This window comes from Kitasatospora sp. NPDC040550, from assembly GCF_055594965.1.
On record NZ_JBVIWC010000026.1, the window covers coordinates 48,455 to 63,526 of the forward strand.

Consider the following 15,072-nt stretch of genomic DNA (forward strand, 5'->3'; position numbering starts at 1 on the left):
AGTGCCCCGCGCGGCCGTCAGTCGAGGAGACCCCGGCGGAGGACGGCGAGCTGCTCGTCGACCATGCGGCGGGAGACGGCCGAGTCGATGCCGATCGAGGCGTGGAACGTCCCGGGGTAGTGGACGAGTTGGGTCCGTACCCCGGCCCGGATCAGCCGGAGCGCGAAGTCGAGGCCCTCGTCCCGCAGCGGGTCGTACTCGCACACGCCGACGAAGGCGGGCGGCAGGCCGGCCAGCTCCTCGGCGCGGGCCGGTGCGGCGTAGCCGGACGCGGGGGCGCCGCCCAGGTAGTGCCGCCAGCTGGTCTCCAGGTTGGGGCGGTCCAGCATCGGGGTGTCGGTGAAGGCCCGGGCGGACACCGTCTCCAACCGGTCGTCGAGCTGGGGGAACAGCAGGTAGAGGAAGCGCAGGGCCGGGCCGCCGCGGTCGCGGGCGAGCAGGGCGGCGGCGGTCGCCAGCGCGCCGCCCGCGCTGTACCCGGCGGTGCCGATCCGGTCGGGGTCGACACCGAGCGCGGGCGCCTCGGCGGCCAGCCACTCCAGCGCCGCGTAGCAGTCGTCCAGGGCGGCCGGGTACGGGTGCTCGGGGGCGAGCCGGTAGTCGGGCGAGACCACCACGGCGCCGACCCGGTCGGCGATCCGGGTGGCGGCGATCCCGGGGGTGTCGAGGTCCCCGGTGACGAAGCCGCCCCAGTGCGGGAAGAGCAGGGCGGGCAGCGGGCCGGGCCGGTCGAGCGGCCGGTAGGTCCGGACGGTCAGGGCGGGGCCGCCGGGCACCGGGACGAGGCGGTCGGCCACCTCGACGGGACGCTCGGGGCGGTAGGCCGTCTGGGCGGCCATGATCGCGCGCATGCTGGTGCGCGCGGCCTCGGGGTGCCGGTAGTCGGGCGGGCGCAGGCGCGGGACGAGCGGGGCGAGTTCGGGGTCGAAGGCGTAGCTCACGCGGTGCCCCCGGCCGTGCGGGACCAGGTGAGCACCCGGCGCTCGGCCGGGCCGCCGGCCGCTCCGGCCGAGCCGGCCAGGGTGAGCACGTCACCGGTGAGGGTGAGGTCGCGCAGCTGCCGGCTGCCCACCAGGTACGGGTGGGAGCTGACCGCGACGTCGTGGACCACCCGGGTGCCGGGGGCACCGTCGTCGGCGAGGTGCCAGCTGCCCGCGTACCCCATGAAACGGCCGGGGCCGGCCGGCGGGCCGTCGGTGCGCATCATGCTCACCGACACCCGGCCGTCGGCCGAGTAGATCAGCAGGCCGCGCGGTGCGGGGCCGAGCGGGCCCTCGCTGAACCCGCCGTCGTTCTCGGTGAGGTAGGAGTCCAGCTGCCAGGCGCCGACCAGCAGCTCGGCGGTGGTGGGGCCGGTGGTCGGGCCGGTGGTCGGGCTCACGCCGCACCGCCCGGGGAGCGGCGGGCGGAGACGGTGTAGCCGCCGGCCCGCAGGGCGGTGCCCTGGCCCCACAGCCGGCTGCCCGGCAGGGCGGCGTCGTCCACGAAGCGCTGCGGGGCCGGGGTGTCCACGGCCGGGTCGAGGTAGTGGTCCGCCTCGGGGGTCAGCCGGACCAGGCCCGAGCCCGGCCGGCCCGCCCGCGCGGCGTCCAGGATGTTGAACATCCCCAGGCCGAAGGCGAGTTGGCGCGGCGTCACGAGCTGCTCGGTGCCGCCGTGGTCCAGCAGCATGTACCGCCGGCCGGCCGGCAGCCGGTAGCCGATCCGGTCCACCCGGAACACCTCCCGGCCGTCCAGGTGCCAGGTCGCCAGGCCGCGGGAGCGGTCGTAGGAGATCCGCAGCAGGTGGCTCTCGGACGGGCAGCGGCGGGCGACCGGCACCGCGTAGAGGAAGGCGGCGTAGTCGCCGAGCTGGGGGCGGTTGTGCGGCAGCCGCTCGTACCCGGCGTAGATCCCGCGGTCGGTGAGGAAGAAGTCGAAGGCGACGCCCGTCTCCAGGTCCTGGACGGGCATCGCCGGCGCGGCCAGCCGGAGGTCGTCGGCCGGGTCGAGGACGGCGGCGCCGAAGGGGTGGTCGGCCGTGCCGTAGGAGGAGGCCGACAGGACGGCCTCGCCGGAGAGCTCGGTGTCCGGCTCGGCGTCGAAGCCCAGCACGCCGGAGGCGGCCTGACGGTTGGGGTAGGCCAGCCACTTGACGTGGTCCATGCTCCCGGGGAAGCCGCTCGGGTCGTTCGGGCCGACGGTCACGGCGAAGGCGGGCTCGCCGGTCCTCGGGTTGGTGGCGCCGGAGACGACCGTCAGGCCCCGGCGGTCGGTGGTGGCGACGCCGTCGCGGCCGATCGTGGGGCCGAACGGCAGGAACGCCCAGTGGGCGTCGGGCCCTTCGGTCGAGAAGCCGTTCGCGAAGTCGTCCCGCCAGAGCACCCGGCGGCGCGCGGCCGATCCGGAGGCGTCGGGCTCCGCGGTGCCGCCGGCCGTGCCGCCGACCGGGTCGGCCGCGGCGGTGCCGACCAGGCCGGTGGCGGTCAGGGCCGTGCCCGCGAGGGCGGTGGTGGTCAGGACGGTCGTGGAGCGCAGGACCTGCCGACGGCTGACGGTCATGGGTGTCCTCCTGTGAGGGGTCGGCCAGTGAGGGGGCGGGGGGTTCAGAGCTCGATGACGTGCCGCGAGAAGGCGACCGACGCGGACTCCACCTGGAGGCCCTGATGGCCGGCCAGTGAGTTGACGTCCCGCCAGAACCGCTGCAGCGGGCTGCGCACGGACTGGCCGGTGGTGCCGATGGTGCGGAACAGCCGGTTGACGACGCCCACCATCGACTCGGTCGCCATCGCGCAGTCCCGCCAGTTCCGCATGGTCAGCAGCGGGCTCAGCGCGCCGGCCCCGTCCGCGGTGCGGGCGGCCCGTTCGAGCAGCAGCTCGGCCGCGTCGATCTCGGTGGCGCTACGGGTCAGCGTGACGTCGTAGGAGGCCCGGTTGAAGGCGGGCATCCCGGCGTGCGCCCGCTGCGGCCCGGCCGCCGCCGCCCGGATCTTGGGCGTCACGGAGCCGGTCCACGCGGCCAGCGCGCCCTTGGCGGCGCCCAGCGCCGGGGTGGCGAACATCATCGTGGTGGCCTGCATCGGCACCGCGTGGCAGGCCGCGTCGGAGTCCGCGGCGCGGCCGGTGAAGAGGTCCTCCCGGCTCATCGACCGGGCGTCCGGGACCAGGACGTCCTCGACCGTCACGCTGTTGCTGCCGGTCGCGGCCATGCCGACGCTCTGCCAGGTGTCCTCGGTCCGCCACGCGGCGCGCGGCACCGCGAAGACCCGGGCCTGCGGCTGCCCGCCGTCCTCGGCCGGCACCATGGCGGCCAGCAGCGCCCAGTCGGCGTAGTCGATCGCGCTGACGAACGGCCAGGTGCCGGCCAGCCGGTAGCCGCCGGGCACCGGGCGGGCCGTGCCGAGCGGCGTCAGGGACGCGACCAGCAGGGCGTCCGGGCCGTCCGCCCAGACCTCCCGGCCGCCGGCGGCGGGCAGGTGCGCGGCCATCCGCGACACGTGGGCGGACAGCGACGCGCACCAGGCCGTCGCCGTGCAGCCCTCGCCCACCGCGCTCACCGCGCGGTTCAGGTCGAGGAAGGTGCCCTCGTCGCCGCCGCACGACTTGGGCACGAAGTGCCGGGCGAAGCCCGCCGCGACCAGCGCTCCGGCCACCTCCGGGTCGAGCCGGCGGGCGGCCTCGGCCCGGTCGGCGCGCTGCGCCGCCAGTGCGCCCGTCTCGCGGGCGGCCGACACGAGTTCGGACGTCAGGTCCATGGTGGTTGCTCCAGGGTCGGGACCGGCCGCAGCCGGTCGGGCGGGCGGCTCCCGGAACGCTCTCCGCCCGGGTTCGAGGACCGCTTGAGCCCGGCTGGAGCGTCCGGCCGCCGCCCGGATCCCCTCGATCGGGGTTCGAGCGGCAATCGAGGCAGCGCCCGGAGGCTGTACGTCGTGCCCAGCCCGCCGTCGGCCGGACGGCCCGGGCGGCGCGCGTGACGAGTCGGGTTCGAACGGGGCGGAGTCGGATGACAGACCAGTTCAAGGACGTGATGGCCCGGTTCCCGACCGGGGTCACGATCGCCACCACCACGGACGAGGACGGGACCCCGCACGGCCTCACCATCAGCTCGTTCTGCTCGGTGTCGCTGGAGCCGCCGCTGGTGCTCGCCTGCGTGGCCAAGTCGGCCACCTGCCACCCGGTGTTCGAGCGGACGGGCCGCTTCGCGATCAGCATCCTGCACCAGGACCAGTCCGACCTGGCGCTGCGCTTCGCCGACCGCACCGCCCGCAAGTTCGGCGGCGGCGGCTTCCTGCGCACCGACCGCGGCAACGTCGTGGTCACGGACGCGCTCGCCACCCTGGAGTGCACCGTGCACAGCCGGCACGACGGCGGCGACCACACCATCCTGGTCGGCGAGGTGGTCGACCAGACGCTCGCCGCCGAGGGCGTGCCGGTGGTCTACGTCGACCGCCGGTTCGCCGCGCTGGCCCCGACGTCCTGAGACCGGAGGCAGCTGCCATGGCGGACACCGCCCGACCGATCACCGCCGACGACGCGACCCTGCGCCGGCACCTGGCGGACGCCGACGTGCCGGCGCTGCTGATGACCGTCGCGCACCTCACCGGGGACCTCTCGCTGCTGCGCGACGACCTGCGCGCCCCCGGCTGGCTGTTCGCCCCCCAGGGCGGGCTGAGCCCCGACCGCGCGGCCGAGGCCCGGGAGAGCGCCCTGGCGGCCCTCGCCCGGCTGCGGGACGGCGGCGACGCGGCGGGCGCCGTGCCCGCCCCGCCCGGCCCCGAACTGCTGCGGGCGATCACCTCCTGGGCGATGGAGCGCGACACCGAGGACCTGGTGCCGCTGCTCGCCGAGGAACTCGTGCTGCCCGGCCACGGGCCCGACTCCAAGGCGCCCCGCTGGACGGCGGACGGGCTGCGCCCCGGCACCGACTTCCGGGTGGTCGTCGTCGGCGCCGGGTTCAGCGGCCTGCTCGCCGGGTACCGGCTGGCGCAGGCCGGGATCCCGTACGTGATCTACGAGAAGAACGCGGACCTCGGCGGCACCTGGTTCGAGAACACCTACCCGGGCTGCCGCACCGACGTGGCCAGCCACCTCTACAACTACTCCTTCGCGCCCAAGCACGACTGGCCGGACCACTTCTGCCGCCAGGACACCGTGCTGGAGTACCTGCGGGACTTCGCGAAGGCCTCCGGGGTCGGCGAGCACATCCGCTTCGGCACCGAGGTGACCGAACTACGCTGGGCGGACGAGGAGTCGCGCTGGTACGTCACCGTCGCGGGGCCGGACGGCACCGCCGTCGAGCGCCACCACGCGGTGGTCAGCGCCGTCGGCCAGCTGAACCGGCCGCGGCTGCCCGAGCTGCCCGGGCGGGAGTCGTTCGCCGGGCCGGCCTTCCACTCGGCCGCCTGGGACCACTCGGTGGACCTGGCCGGCAAGCGGGTGGCGGTGGTCGGCACCGGGGCCAGTGCCTACCAGCTCGTGCCGGAACTCGCCGGGACCGCCGCCGAGGTGCTGGTGTTCCAGCGCAACGCCCCCTGGATGCGCCCCACCCCGCACTACCGGGAGCCGATGCCCGCCGGGGCGTCGTGGCTCTTCGAGCACCTGCCGTACTACGCGCAGTGGTACCGGTTCTGGCTGTTCGCGCCGGGGCTGCACGGCATCCTGGAGGGCTGGATCGTCGACCACGACCACCCGCCCACCGAGCGGGCCGTGTCCGCCCGCAACGAGCAGCTCCGGGCGGCGCTGCTGGCCTCGATGGAGGCCCAGCTGGCCGACGCGCCCGAGCTGCGCGACCTGGTCGTCCCGAACTACCCGGTGGGCGCCAAGCGGGTGCTCCGCGACGACGGGCGCTGGCTGGCCGCGCTGCGGCGGGACGACGTCCGGCTGGTGACGGCGCCGCTGGAGCGGGTCACCGCGAGCGGACTCGTCGCGGGCGGGGAGCGGCTGGACGTCGACGTCATCGTGTACGCCACCGGCTTCGAGGCCTCCGACTTCCTGGCGCCGATGCGGATCACCGGCCGCGGCGGGCTGGACCTGCGGGAGGCCTGGCGGGACGGGCCGCGGGCCTACCTCGGCATCACCGTGCCGGAGTTCCCCAACCTGTTCTGCCTGTACGGGCCGAACACCAACCTGGTCGGCCAGGGCGGGAGCATCGTCTACTTCTCCGAGTGCGCCGTCGGGTACGTGCTCGACGCGATCCGCCTGCTGCTGGCGAGCGGGCGCGACGCGCTCACCGTCCGCGCCGACGTCCACGACCGGTACAACGCGTGGGTCGACGGCGCCAACGCCGAGCGCTCCTGGGGCTGGACCGGGGTGGCCGGTTGGTACAACGAGGGCGGCCGGTCCGCCGTCAACTGGCCCTTCTCCGCCCAGGAGTACTGGGCGCGTACCCGGGCGGTCGACCCGGCCGACTACGAGCCGCGGTGACCGCCGCACCCGGTCCGGCCGCACCGGGCCCCGTCCGACCACCACTGACCGCGAGGGAAGGGCACGCCATGCAGGACACCCCGGAGCGGCGGCTCGCCGCCGCCCGCTCGATCGCCCGGCAGGCCGGCGAGCTGGCCGAGGAGACGGACCGCGCCCGCCGGATCGGCCCCGACGCCGTGAAGGCGATCGCCGAGGCCGGCTTCATGCGGCACTTCGTGCCGGCGCGGTTCGGCGGCCGGGCCGGCGGCTTCGGCGAACTCCTGGACACCGTGCCGGTGATCGGCGCGGCCTGCCCGGCGACCGCCTGGTGCGCCTCGCTGTTCGCCGGCTCCCCGCGCTTCCTGTCGTTCTTCCCGGAGGAGGGCCGGGCCGAGGTCTGGGCCGACGGGCCGGACGCGGCGGTGATCGCCTCCGTCATCCCGTTCGGCGAGGCCGTCCCGGAGGGCGACGGCCTGCGGGTGACCGGTCGCTGGCCCTACATGAGCGGCATCGACCACGCGGACTGGGTCGTCGTCTGCGCGAAGGTGCCCGCGGCCGACGGCGGACAGCAACTGCTGCTGGCCGTGGTGCCGCGCTCGCAGTGCCGCGTCGAGGACACCTGGTCGAGCGTCGGTATGCGGGGCACCGGGAGCAACACCGCCGTGCTGGAGGACGTGTTCGTGCCGGCGGCCCGGATCGCCGACCGGGCCGCCGCCTTCGCCGGCCGCCCCGCCGACCCGGCGGCGGTGCCCCCGGTGGCCGGGCTGGCGCCGCTGCCGGCCGTGAACGGCCTCACCTTCGTGGCGCCCGCACTCGGCGCCGCCCGGGGCACCCTCGCCCTGGTCACCGAGGCGCTCGGCGGTCGCAGCCGCGCCGCCGCCGTACCCGGCATCCCCGGCGCGGCCGGCAACCAGGCCAGCTACGACATGCTGCTGGCCCGCTCCGCCGCCGAGATCGACGCGGCCGGGCTGCTGCTCGGCCGGGTCGCCGAACTCGCCGACGCGGACCGGGCACCGACCCCGGCCGAGACCGCCCGCAACGTCCGGGACAGCGCCTTCGTCGTGGACACCCTGGTCACCGCCGTCAACCGGCTCTACCGCGCGGCGGGCACCAGCGGCCAGGTCGCCGACGGGCCGCTCCAGCGGCTGTGGCGGGACGTCAACGCCATCGCGACCCACCAGGCGCTCCAGTTCGAGCCCGCCGCACGGCTGTTCGCGCAGACCCGTTGAACGCCGCCGGACCGCACACCCCCTGAACCACCGGACCACCCGGACCACCGGACCACCCGGACCACCGGACCACCGGACCACCGAGGAGCAGCCGTGACCACCACCCCCTCCCCCGAGCGCATCCTGCAGATCGGCCTGGGCTTCGAGTCGTCGAAGACCCTGCTGAGCGCCGTCGAGCTCGGGGTCTTCACCGAACTGGCCAAGGCCCCCGCCGACGCCGACACGCTCGGCGCCCGGCTGGGCCTGCACCCGCGCGGCAGCCGGGACTTCCTGGACACCCTGGTGGCGCTGGGCCTCCTGCTGCGCGAGGACGGCGTCTACCGCAACACCCCGGACACCGACGCCTTCCTGGACCGCGCGAAGCCGGAGTACCTCCACCACGGCAGCCTGCTGGAGATGGCCAACGGCCGGCTGTTCGGCATCTGGAACAACCTGACCGACTCGCTGCGCACCGGCAAGCCGCACGACGAGTCGCGCGACAGCGAGCTGGACACCTACGACGCCCTCTACTCGGACCCGGTGCGGCTCAAGCAGTTCCTGGCGTCGATGACCGGCATCAGCCACGTCGCGAACACCCGGATCGCCACCCAGGTGCGCTGGTCGGACTACCAGGTGCTCGCCGACATGGGCACCGCCCAGGGCGACCTCGCCGTCCAGGTGCTCAAGGCCAACCCGCACCTCACCGGCACCGGCTTCGACCTGCCGCAGTCCCGTCCGGTCTTCGAGGAGTACGCGGCGGAGCACGGGCTGAGCGACCGGCTGTCCTTCACCGGCGGGGACTTCTTCGCCGACCCCTTCCCGAAGGCCGACGTCATCACCTTCGGCCACATCCTGCACAACTGGGATCTGGAGAAGAAGAAGGTCCTGCTGCGGAAGGCGTGGGAAGCTCTTCCGGAGGGCGGCGCGGTGGTCGTCTACGACTCGCTGATCGACGACGACCGGTCGCAGAACGCGTTCGCCCTGCTGATGAGCCTGACCATGCTGGCGGTCACCGACGGCGGCTTCGGCTACACCGCCGCCGAATGCACCGCGTGGATGACCGAGGCCGGGTTCACCCGGACCTGGACCGAGCACCTGGTCGGTCCGGACTCGATCGTCGTCGGAATCAAGTGACCGGGTCCTGGGGACCGGGGAGGGGAAGCGCATGAGCACCGAGGGAGCCGGCCCGGCGGCGAACGCCGACCTCAAGGCCAACAAGGAGCTCGTCACCGAGTTCATCAACGCCTTCTACAACGACAAGGACTGGGACCGGGCGCGGGAGCTGCTCGCCGAGGACTTCGTCAACCACCACCACGGGGTCGGCGTCGGCCGGGACCGCACCGTCGAGACCTTCCGGGAGCAGGCGGGCGTCCCGTTCCCGCAGTTCTCGCTGACGATCGTCCGCATCATCGCCGAGGGCGACCAGGTCTGGACCCACAACGTCGTGCGGGTCGCCCCCGGAGCGCCGCCGGTGATCACCGCCGACCTGTGGCGGATCGCGGACGGCCGGCTGGCCGAGCACTGGGACGTCGCGCAGGCCGTGCCCGCCGAGGCGGACCTGGACGAGCTGATCGCGGACGCCCCGTGACGGCAGCTGCCATGCGCGCGGTCACGCAACGCCGCTTCGGCGGTCCCGAGGTGCTGGAGCCGACGGAGCTGGCGCGGCCGCGGCTGAGGGTGAACGACGTGCTGGTGCGGGTCAGGGCGGCCGGGGTCAACCCGATCGACGCCCTGGTCCGCTCCGGCGGCGTGCCGTTCCTCGGCGAGCCGCCGTTCGTCCTCGGCTGGGACCTCTCCGGCGTGGTCGAGGCGGTCAGCCCCGGGGTGACCCGGTTCGCGGTCGGTGACGAGGTGTGCGGCATGCCGCTGATACCGCGCGAGGCCGGCTGCTACGCGGAGTACGTCGCCGCCCCGGCACGGCAGTTGGTGCGCAAGCCGGCGGCGCTCGACCACGAGCAGGCGGCCGGGCTGGCGCTCGCCGGCCTCACCGCCTGGCAGGCGCTGGTGGACGCGGCCGGGGTGGGCCGCGGGGACCGGGTCCTGGTGCACGGGGGCGGCGGTGGCGTCGGCCACCTGGCCGTCCAGATCGCCAAGGCGCGCGGCGCCGAGGTGATCGCCACGGCGAGCGCGGCCAAGCAGGCGTTCGTGGCCGGGCTCGGCGCCGACCAGGTCGTCGACTACCGGGCGGCGGACTTCACCACCGAGGTGAAGGACGCCGACGTGGTGCTCGACACCGTGGGCGGCGACACCGCCGTACGGTCGCTGGAGGTGCTGCGCCCGGGCGGCCGGCTGGTCACCGTGGTGGAGCTGCACGACCCGGCGCTCCCGGCGGCGGCGGCCGGGCGCGGGCTGGAGTTCAGCGCGGTGACCGCCGAACCCGACCACGTCGGGCTGGGCGCCCTCGCCGCGCTGGCCGAGGAGGGCCGGCTGCGGGTGCACGTCGACCGGGCGTTCCCGCTGGCCGAGGCCGCGCGGGCGCACCGGCTGATCGAGTCCGGCTCCACGACGGGGAAGCTCGTGCTGACCGTCTGAGCGCCTGACCGTCTGAGCGCCTGAGTGTCTGAGCGCCTGAGTGTCTGAGCGCCTGACCGCCTGAGCGGCCGAGGCGAACGCGGGGGCGGGTCCGGTCCGGACCCGCCCCTCGGCGTCAGTTCACCAGCGACAGCGCCGGGGGGAAGCCGGCGGCGATGGCGAGCGCGGCGGCCTCGCCGCGCGAGTCGGCGTTGAGCTTCTTGAGGATCCGGGCCACGTGGAACTTGACGGTGTGCTCGCTGATGCCGAGCTGGTTGGCGATCACCCGGTTCCGGTGCCCCTGCACCAGGTGCTGGAGCACCTCCAGTTCGCGCGGGTTCAGCCCGGTCAGCGGGTCCTCGCGGGGCCGGTCGCGGTCGGGCGCGGTGAGCGGCAGCCGCATCGTCACGGAGGTGCCCCACTGCGGGACGGAGTCCACCTCCAACTCGCCGCCCATGGCGGCGATCCGGTCCTTGAGCCGGTGCACGGCCAGCGCCTCGGGTGCCAGCCGGCCGGGGCCGTCGTCGCGGACGGTCGCCCGCAGCTCGTTCCCGCCGGCCTCCCAGCCGACCCGGACCCGGGTGACCCCGCCCTGCTCCATGGTGGTCAGGACGATGCCGCGCACCGCGGCCCGGAGCGTGCGGGCCACGTTCGACGGGATCAGGCGCTCCGGCGGGGCGGGCGGGGCGTACTCCAGGGTCAGTCCGCTGTAGCGGGAGAGCGCGCCGAGCATGGCGGTGAGCCGGCCGAAGGCGTCCTCGAGGGTCTCCTCGTCGGGGAGTTGCTCGTCGCTGTGCGAGCCGCGCAGCTCGATCAGCGAGGCGACGGCCAGGTCGACGGCGGTGCGCCGGGCGGTGGCGTCGTCCAGGCTGCGGGAGCGGAGCACGCCGAGCAGGCCGGTGAGGGTGGCGGCGTGGGTCTCGGCGAGCTCGCTGGTGATGCGCAGGCGCTCGCTGCCGGCCCGCCAGGCGCCGGACAGGTCGACCGGGACGGCTTCGGGCAGCAGGTCGACGACCCGGGCGGTGGCCAGCTCCCAGAGCCGGTCGACCAGCTCCACCACGGCGGGTTCGGGGGCCCGGTCGTCCACCGGGACGACGGCGAGCAGCGCCCCGGCCGATCCGTCGGGGGCGCAGGCCACGGCGAACACCGGGCGCTGCGCGCCGGCCAGCACGGCCCGGCCGGACCAGGGCCTGCCGATCTCCACGTGGGTGGAGAGGGTGGCCATCTCGGCGGTGGTCACCTGCTCGGTGAGCGCCGGGTCGCCGGCCGTCCAGGCGGCGGACTTCGGGCAGTCGGCGGTCAGCATGGCCAGGGCCCGGTGCGGGACCAGGTCGGCGATGGTCCGGGAGAAGGTGGGGAGCACGTCCCGAAGCGGTGCGCGCAGCAGGGCCTTCGCCATGTCGAGGATCAGTCGCGGGTCGTCCGTCCGAAGGGGTGCCATGACCGCACGTTAGCCGGGAGACGGGCGGTGCGCACTGCTCCTTCGGGGAGGTCCCGCTAGCCGGAGGAGCAGTCCGGTCGCGGTGGCCGGTTCGCGGCGTTCCGCTCCAGGCCGGTCCGACCCAGGTTCGAGCGGGGCGCGCGACCGTCTCCACGTTGCGAGTCGCCGGCCGGCCGGCCGGAGCGAGCGGAGAGAGAGGGAGACCGACAAATGGCGCGAACCGACCGACCGGTGTCGATCGTCACCGGAGCCACCAGCGGCATGGGGCTGACCATCGCCGAGCGGCTCGCCGCCCTGAACCACCGGGTCTACCTGTGCGGGCGGCGCGAGGACGCGCTCGCGGAGACGGTGAAGACCCTGCGGGACAAGGGCTACGACGTGGACGGCAGCCCCTGCGACGTCACCTCGCCCGAGCAGGTGCAGTCCTTCGTCCGGGCCGCGGTCGACCGCTTCGGCACCGTCGACGTGCTGGTCAACAACGCCGGGCGGTCGGGCGGCGGGGTCACCGCCGACATCCCGGAGGAGCTCTGGTACGACGTCATCAACACCAACCTGAACAGCGTCTTCCTGGTGACCAAGGCGGTGCTCACGCTCGGCGGCCTGCGCGGCAAGGACTGGGGCCGCATCGTCAACATCGCCTCCACCGGCGGCAAGCAGGGCGTCGTCCACGGCGCCCCGTACTCGGCCTCCAAGCACGGCGTGGTGGGCTTCACCAAGGCGCTCGGCCTGGAGCTGGCCGCCACCGGCATCACCGTGAACGCGGTCTGCCCCGGGTTCGTCGAGACGCCGATGGCGGAGCGGGTCCGCGAGCACTACGCGGACATCTGGCAGGTGCCGACCGAGGAGGTGTTCGAGCGGATCACCGCGCGGGTACCGATCCGGCGCTACGTCGCCACCGAGGAGGTCGCCGCGATGGTGGAGTACCTGGTCGGCGACGGAGCCGGTGCGACGACCGCCCAGGCGCTCAACGTCTGTGGCGGGCTGGGCAATTACTGATCGGCACCGGACGAACGGGAAACACGGCATGGGCAGCAGCACGGCGCACCGGGACGAGGTGGCCCTCGTCACCGGGGCCAACAAGGGGATCGGCAAGGAGATCGTCCGTCGGCTCGCCCGGGAGGGCATGACGGTGTACCTGGGCGCCCGGGACCAGGAGCGCGGCCGGGCGGCGGAGGCCGAACTCCTCGCCCAGGGCCTGGACGCGCGGTTCGTCCGGCTGGACGTGACCGACCAGGCCCAGGTGGAGGCGGCGGCCGAGCGGATCGGGGCCGAGGCGGGCCGGCTCGACGTGCTCGTCAACAACGCCGGGATCGTGGTGGAGTGGGGCGTCCCGACGACCGGGATCGGCGCGGCGCAGATGCGCGAGGCCTTCGAGGTCAACGTCTTCGGGAACGTCGCCGTCACCCAGGCGTGCCTGCCGCTGCTGGAGCGCTCGCCGAACGGACGGGTCGTCAACCTGTCCAGCCCGCTGGGCTCGCTGACGCTGCTGACCGACCCGGAGAACCCGGTCTCGACCCGCGGGCTGCTGCCGTACAGCTCGTCGAAGGCCGCGCTGAACGCCGTCACGGTGGTGTACGCCAACGCGCTGCGCGCGGCCGGGGTGCGGGTGAACGCGGCCAACCCCGGCCTGGTGGCCACCGACCTGAACGCGGACTCGCCGTTCAGCCGGGGCACCCGCAGCCCCGCGGAGGGCGCCGACGTGCCGGTGTGGCTGGCGCTGACCGGCCCGGACGGGCCCACGGGGGGCTTCTACGGCAGCATGGCCGGCTCGCCCACCGAGTCGGTGCCCTGGTGAGCCCGGCCGGTGCGGCCGGGACCGTCGAATCGATGAGGAGGGACCGGATGAGTCCGGTACGCGAGGGCGTCGGCGCCGAACTGTACGCCGAGGTGCAGCACTTCTACGCCCGCCAGATGCAGGCGCTGGACGGCGGCCGGTTCGCCGAGTACGCGGCGACCTTCACCGCGGACGGCACCTTCCAGCACACCCCCGGCACCGAGCCCGCGGTCGGGCCGGCCGGGGTGGAGAAGGAGCTGGAGGCGTTCCACGAGCGCTTCCGCGACGACCCGGTGCAGCGGCGGCACTACTTCAACCAGATCGTGCTGGAGCCGCTGGAGAACGGTGACCTCCGGTCGACGGTGTACGCGCTGATCGTCCGGGTGCGGCCGCAGGAGCGGCCGGAGGTCTGGCCGAGCTGCGTGGTGCACGACGTGGTGGCGGTGACGGCGGAGGGCATCCGGCTGCGGTCGCGGAGCATCTCGTACGACCAGCTGGCCTGACCGCCGGACGTTCCCCGCAAGAGCTCCGCCGTACGCGACGACGAACCGCCCGGGCCGCAGCAGGCCCGGGCGGTTCGTCGTCGTGCGGTGCGGGTCGGTGCCGGTCGGTGCCGGTCGTGCGTCAGCCCGCCTGGCGGGTGACGAAGTTCTCCAGCGAGACCGTCATCTCCTTGCCGTTGCGGCGGAACTCGGCGCAGTAGGAGGTCGGGTAGTCGCCCGCCTGCTGGAAGGCGGCCGGCGTCTTGACCGGGGTGCAGACCTTGTCGCCGGGCTTGAGGTCGATGAGCCACTGGTAGGTGATCATCGGCTCGTAGAAGGTGATCCCGCCGTCGTAGTTCCCGTACAGGAAGGCCTTGGTGAACGGCTGACCGTGGAACTCCGGGCCGGTGCCGTCGATCAGGTGGTTGCCCATCTTGGCGACGACCGCGCCGAAGTCGGCGTAGTCCGGGGCGGTGTACTTCGCGGGTACGGGCTTGCGCGCGGTGTCGAAGTCGGCGCAGTTGGTCAGGCCGGGACCGGCGCAGGGACCGACCCGGATGGCGTCCCGGTCCTTGCGGCTCTGGATGTAGAAGTGGAAGTCGAAGTGCGGGGCGGTGTAGACGCCCTGCGGGTCGTGGCCCTCGGCGTTCCAGTTGACCAGCGCCCAGGTGAACGGGCCGGACTTCCTGGTGTACGCGCCGGGCAGGTCGAACGGGTAGCTCTGGTGGTGGATGCACTCGGTCAGGGGGTCGATCCGGCCGTCCCCGTTGACGTCGTAGCAGTCCTTGCGGTCCGTGGTGTGCGGCTCGGGCAGCCCGGTGAGCGCGGTGCGGTCGAAGACGAAGCCGAGCGTGGTCGGCCGCCCCTTCGAGAACTGCGCGTAGGTGCGCATCCTGCCGTTGCCGACCTTGACGGCCGGGCTGTACTCGGCGCACGGGCCCGCGTAGGCGCCGGCGGTGTCGAGCACCGCGTCGGCCTCGGCGGAGCCGACGGTGTCGGTGGTCTCGCCGTCGAGGGTGGCCCGGCACACCTGGACGGCCTCGGCGCCCGAGGCGGCCGGCAGCACGGCGACGGTGCCGAGCAGTCCGCAGATCCCCGCAGCGATCCCCGCGGCGGTCAACCAGGTGCGCTGGGTGCGGCGGTGCGACGGTGACATGGGGTGTTCCTTCCTGAGGGTGCGGCGGGGGGGGGGGGGGGGGGGGGGGGGAGGGGGGGGAGAGGGAGGGGGGGGGGGGGGGGGGGGGGACTACTACCTGTCGGAGACCAACATACCGA

Annotated in this window: 15 protein-coding genes; 9 read left to right on the forward strand and 6 right to left on the reverse strand. The window is 74.5% G+C overall.

Going from position 1 to position 15,072, the window contains the following annotated elements; translation table 11 throughout:
- Positions 1-17: 17 nt before the first annotated feature.
- Genes ACZ58X_RS31310 through ACZ58X_RS31325 form a run of 4 tightly spaced genes read right to left on the reverse strand, consistent with a single transcriptional unit; the run spans position 18 to position 3,734 of the window.
- Positions 18-941, reverse strand: coding sequence for an alpha/beta hydrolase (locus ACZ58X_RS31310; protein ID WP_470336942.1), 924 nt, complete (start codon positions 939-941; stop codon positions 18-20).
- Positions 938-1,381 (reverse strand): lipocalin-like domain-containing protein, encoded by a 444-nt coding sequence (locus ACZ58X_RS31315; RefSeq protein WP_470336943.1) that lies wholly within the window; start codon positions 1,379-1,381, stop codon positions 938-940. Before ACZ58X_RS31315 ends, ACZ58X_RS31310 begins: the two co-directional genes overlap by 4 nt.
- Positions 1,378-2,541 (reverse strand): DUF6081 family protein, encoded by a 1,164-nt coding sequence (locus ACZ58X_RS31320; RefSeq protein ID WP_470336944.1) that lies wholly within the window; start codon positions 2,539-2,541, stop codon positions 1,378-1,380. Before ACZ58X_RS31320 ends, ACZ58X_RS31315 begins: the two co-directional genes overlap by 4 nt.
- Positions 2,542-2,585: 44 nt before the next feature.
- Positions 2,586-3,734: an acyl-CoA dehydrogenase family protein gene (locus ACZ58X_RS31325; protein WP_470336945.1), complete on the reverse strand. Its 1,149-nt coding sequence runs from the start codon at positions 3,732-3,734 to the stop codon at positions 2,586-2,588.
- A gap of 248 nt (positions 3,735-3,982) precedes the next feature.
- On the opposite strand from ACZ58X_RS31325, the gene ACZ58X_RS31330 reads away from it, so the two are divergent.
- From ACZ58X_RS31330 to ACZ58X_RS31355, 6 genes are all read left to right on the forward strand, one after another.
- Complete coding sequence (locus ACZ58X_RS31330; RefSeq protein ID WP_470336946.1) at positions 3,983-4,459, forward strand: flavin reductase family protein; 477 nt, start codon at positions 3,983-3,985, stop codon at positions 4,457-4,459.
- 17 nt (positions 4,460-4,476) lie between these two features.
- Entirely contained in the window at positions 4,477-6,402 is a 1,926-nt protein-coding gene (locus tag ACZ58X_RS31335; protein ID WP_470336947.1) for a flavin-containing monooxygenase, read from the forward strand.
- Between the two features lie 68 nt (positions 6,403-6,470).
- Entirely contained in the window at positions 6,471-7,610 is a 1,140-nt protein-coding gene (locus tag ACZ58X_RS31340; RefSeq protein WP_470336948.1) for an acyl-CoA dehydrogenase family protein, read from the forward strand.
- A gap of 93 nt (positions 7,611-7,703) precedes the next feature.
- Entirely contained in the window at positions 7,704-8,723 is a 1,020-nt protein-coding gene (locus tag ACZ58X_RS31345; protein WP_470336949.1) for a methyltransferase, read from the forward strand.
- A gap of 31 nt (positions 8,724-8,754) precedes the next feature.
- Positions 8,755-9,177 carry a nuclear transport factor 2 family protein gene (locus ACZ58X_RS31350; RefSeq protein WP_470336950.1) on the forward strand — a complete coding sequence of 141 codons (423 nt, stop codon included), beginning with the start codon at positions 8,755-8,757 and terminating at the stop codon, positions 9,175-9,177.
- An 11-nt stretch (positions 9,178-9,188) separates the two neighbouring features.
- The gene (locus tag ACZ58X_RS31355) at positions 9,189-10,121 is read left to right on the forward strand and encodes an NADP-dependent oxidoreductase (RefSeq protein ID WP_470337021.1); all 933 of its coding nucleotides are present in this window, start codon (positions 9,189-9,191) and stop codon (positions 10,119-10,121) included.
- Between the two features lie 115 nt (positions 10,122-10,236).
- Here the strand turns inward: ACZ58X_RS31355 and ACZ58X_RS31360 are convergent, their stop codons facing one another.
- On the reverse strand, positions 10,237-11,541 hold the full coding sequence (locus ACZ58X_RS31360; RefSeq protein ID WP_470336951.1) for a LuxR C-terminal-related transcriptional regulator: 1,305 nt from the start codon (positions 11,539-11,541) through the stop codon (positions 10,237-10,239).
- Between the two features lie 210 nt (positions 11,542-11,751).
- Here ACZ58X_RS31360 and ACZ58X_RS31365 point away from each other — a divergent pair, with 210 nt between their 5' ends.
- The 3 genes from ACZ58X_RS31365 to ACZ58X_RS31375 are packed head-to-tail and all read left to right on the forward strand — an operon-like array spanning position 11,752 to position 13,818.
- Positions 11,752-12,537: an SDR family NAD(P)-dependent oxidoreductase gene (locus tag ACZ58X_RS31365; protein ID WP_470336952.1), complete on the forward strand. Its 786-nt coding sequence runs from the start codon at positions 11,752-11,754 to the stop codon at positions 12,535-12,537.
- 28 nt (positions 12,538-12,565) lie between these two features.
- Complete coding sequence (locus ACZ58X_RS31370; protein WP_470336953.1) at positions 12,566-13,336, forward strand: SDR family oxidoreductase; 771 nt, start codon at positions 12,566-12,568, stop codon at positions 13,334-13,336.
- Between the two features lie 47 nt (positions 13,337-13,383).
- A complete protein-coding gene (locus tag ACZ58X_RS31375) occupies positions 13,384-13,818 on the forward strand; it encodes a nuclear transport factor 2 family protein (RefSeq protein WP_470336954.1) in 435 nt (144 codons plus the stop codon).
- Positions 13,819-13,939: 121 nt separating this feature from the next.
- Here the strand turns inward: ACZ58X_RS31375 and ACZ58X_RS31380 are convergent, their stop codons facing one another.
- Positions 13,940-14,953: a hypothetical protein gene (locus ACZ58X_RS31380; RefSeq protein ID WP_470336955.1), complete on the reverse strand. Its 1,014-nt coding sequence runs from the start codon at positions 14,951-14,953 to the stop codon at positions 13,940-13,942.
- Positions 14,954-15,072: the final 119 nt, after the last annotated feature.

Bases quoted from the DNA above. Each gene is read 5' to 3' on its own strand.
- ACZ58X_RS31320 (WP_470336944.1), bottom strand. From the start codon at position 2,541: ATGACCGTCAGCCGTCGGCAGGTCCTGCGCTCCACGACCGTCCTGACC.
- ACZ58X_RS31325 (WP_470336945.1), bottom strand. From the start codon at position 3,734: ATGGACCTGACGTCCGAACTCGTGTCGGCCGCCCGCGAGACGGGCGCA.
- ACZ58X_RS31330 (WP_470336946.1), top strand. From the start codon at position 3,983: ATGACAGACCAGTTCAAGGACGTGATGGCCCGGTTCCCGACCGGGGTC.
- ACZ58X_RS31335 (WP_470336947.1), top strand. From the start codon at position 4,477: ATGGCGGACACCGCCCGACCGATCACCGCCGACGACGCGACCCTGCGC.
- ACZ58X_RS31340 (WP_470336948.1), top strand. From the start codon at position 6,471: ATGCAGGACACCCCGGAGCGGCGGCTCGCCGCCGCCCGCTCGATCGCC.
- ACZ58X_RS31350 (WP_470336950.1), top strand. From the start codon at position 8,755: ATGAGCACCGAGGGAGCCGGCCCGGCGGCGAACGCCGACCTCAAGGCC.
- ACZ58X_RS31355 (WP_470337021.1), top strand. From the start codon at position 9,189: ATGCGCGCGGTCACGCAACGCCGCTTCGGCGGTCCCGAGGTGCTGGAG.
- ACZ58X_RS31360 (WP_470336951.1), bottom strand. From the start codon at position 11,541: ATGGCACCCCTTCGGACGGACGACCCGCGACTGATCCTCGACATGGCG.
- ACZ58X_RS31365 (WP_470336952.1), top strand. From the start codon at position 11,752: ATGGCGCGAACCGACCGACCGGTGTCGATCGTCACCGGAGCCACCAGC.
- ACZ58X_RS31370 (WP_470336953.1), top strand. From the start codon at position 12,566: ATGGGCAGCAGCACGGCGCACCGGGACGAGGTGGCCCTCGTCACCGGG.
- ACZ58X_RS31375 (WP_470336954.1), top strand. From the start codon at position 13,384: ATGAGTCCGGTACGCGAGGGCGTCGGCGCCGAACTGTACGCCGAGGTG.
- ACZ58X_RS31380 (WP_470336955.1), bottom strand. From the start codon at position 14,953: ATGTCACCGTCGCACCGCCGCACCCAGCGCACCTGGTTGACCGCCGCG.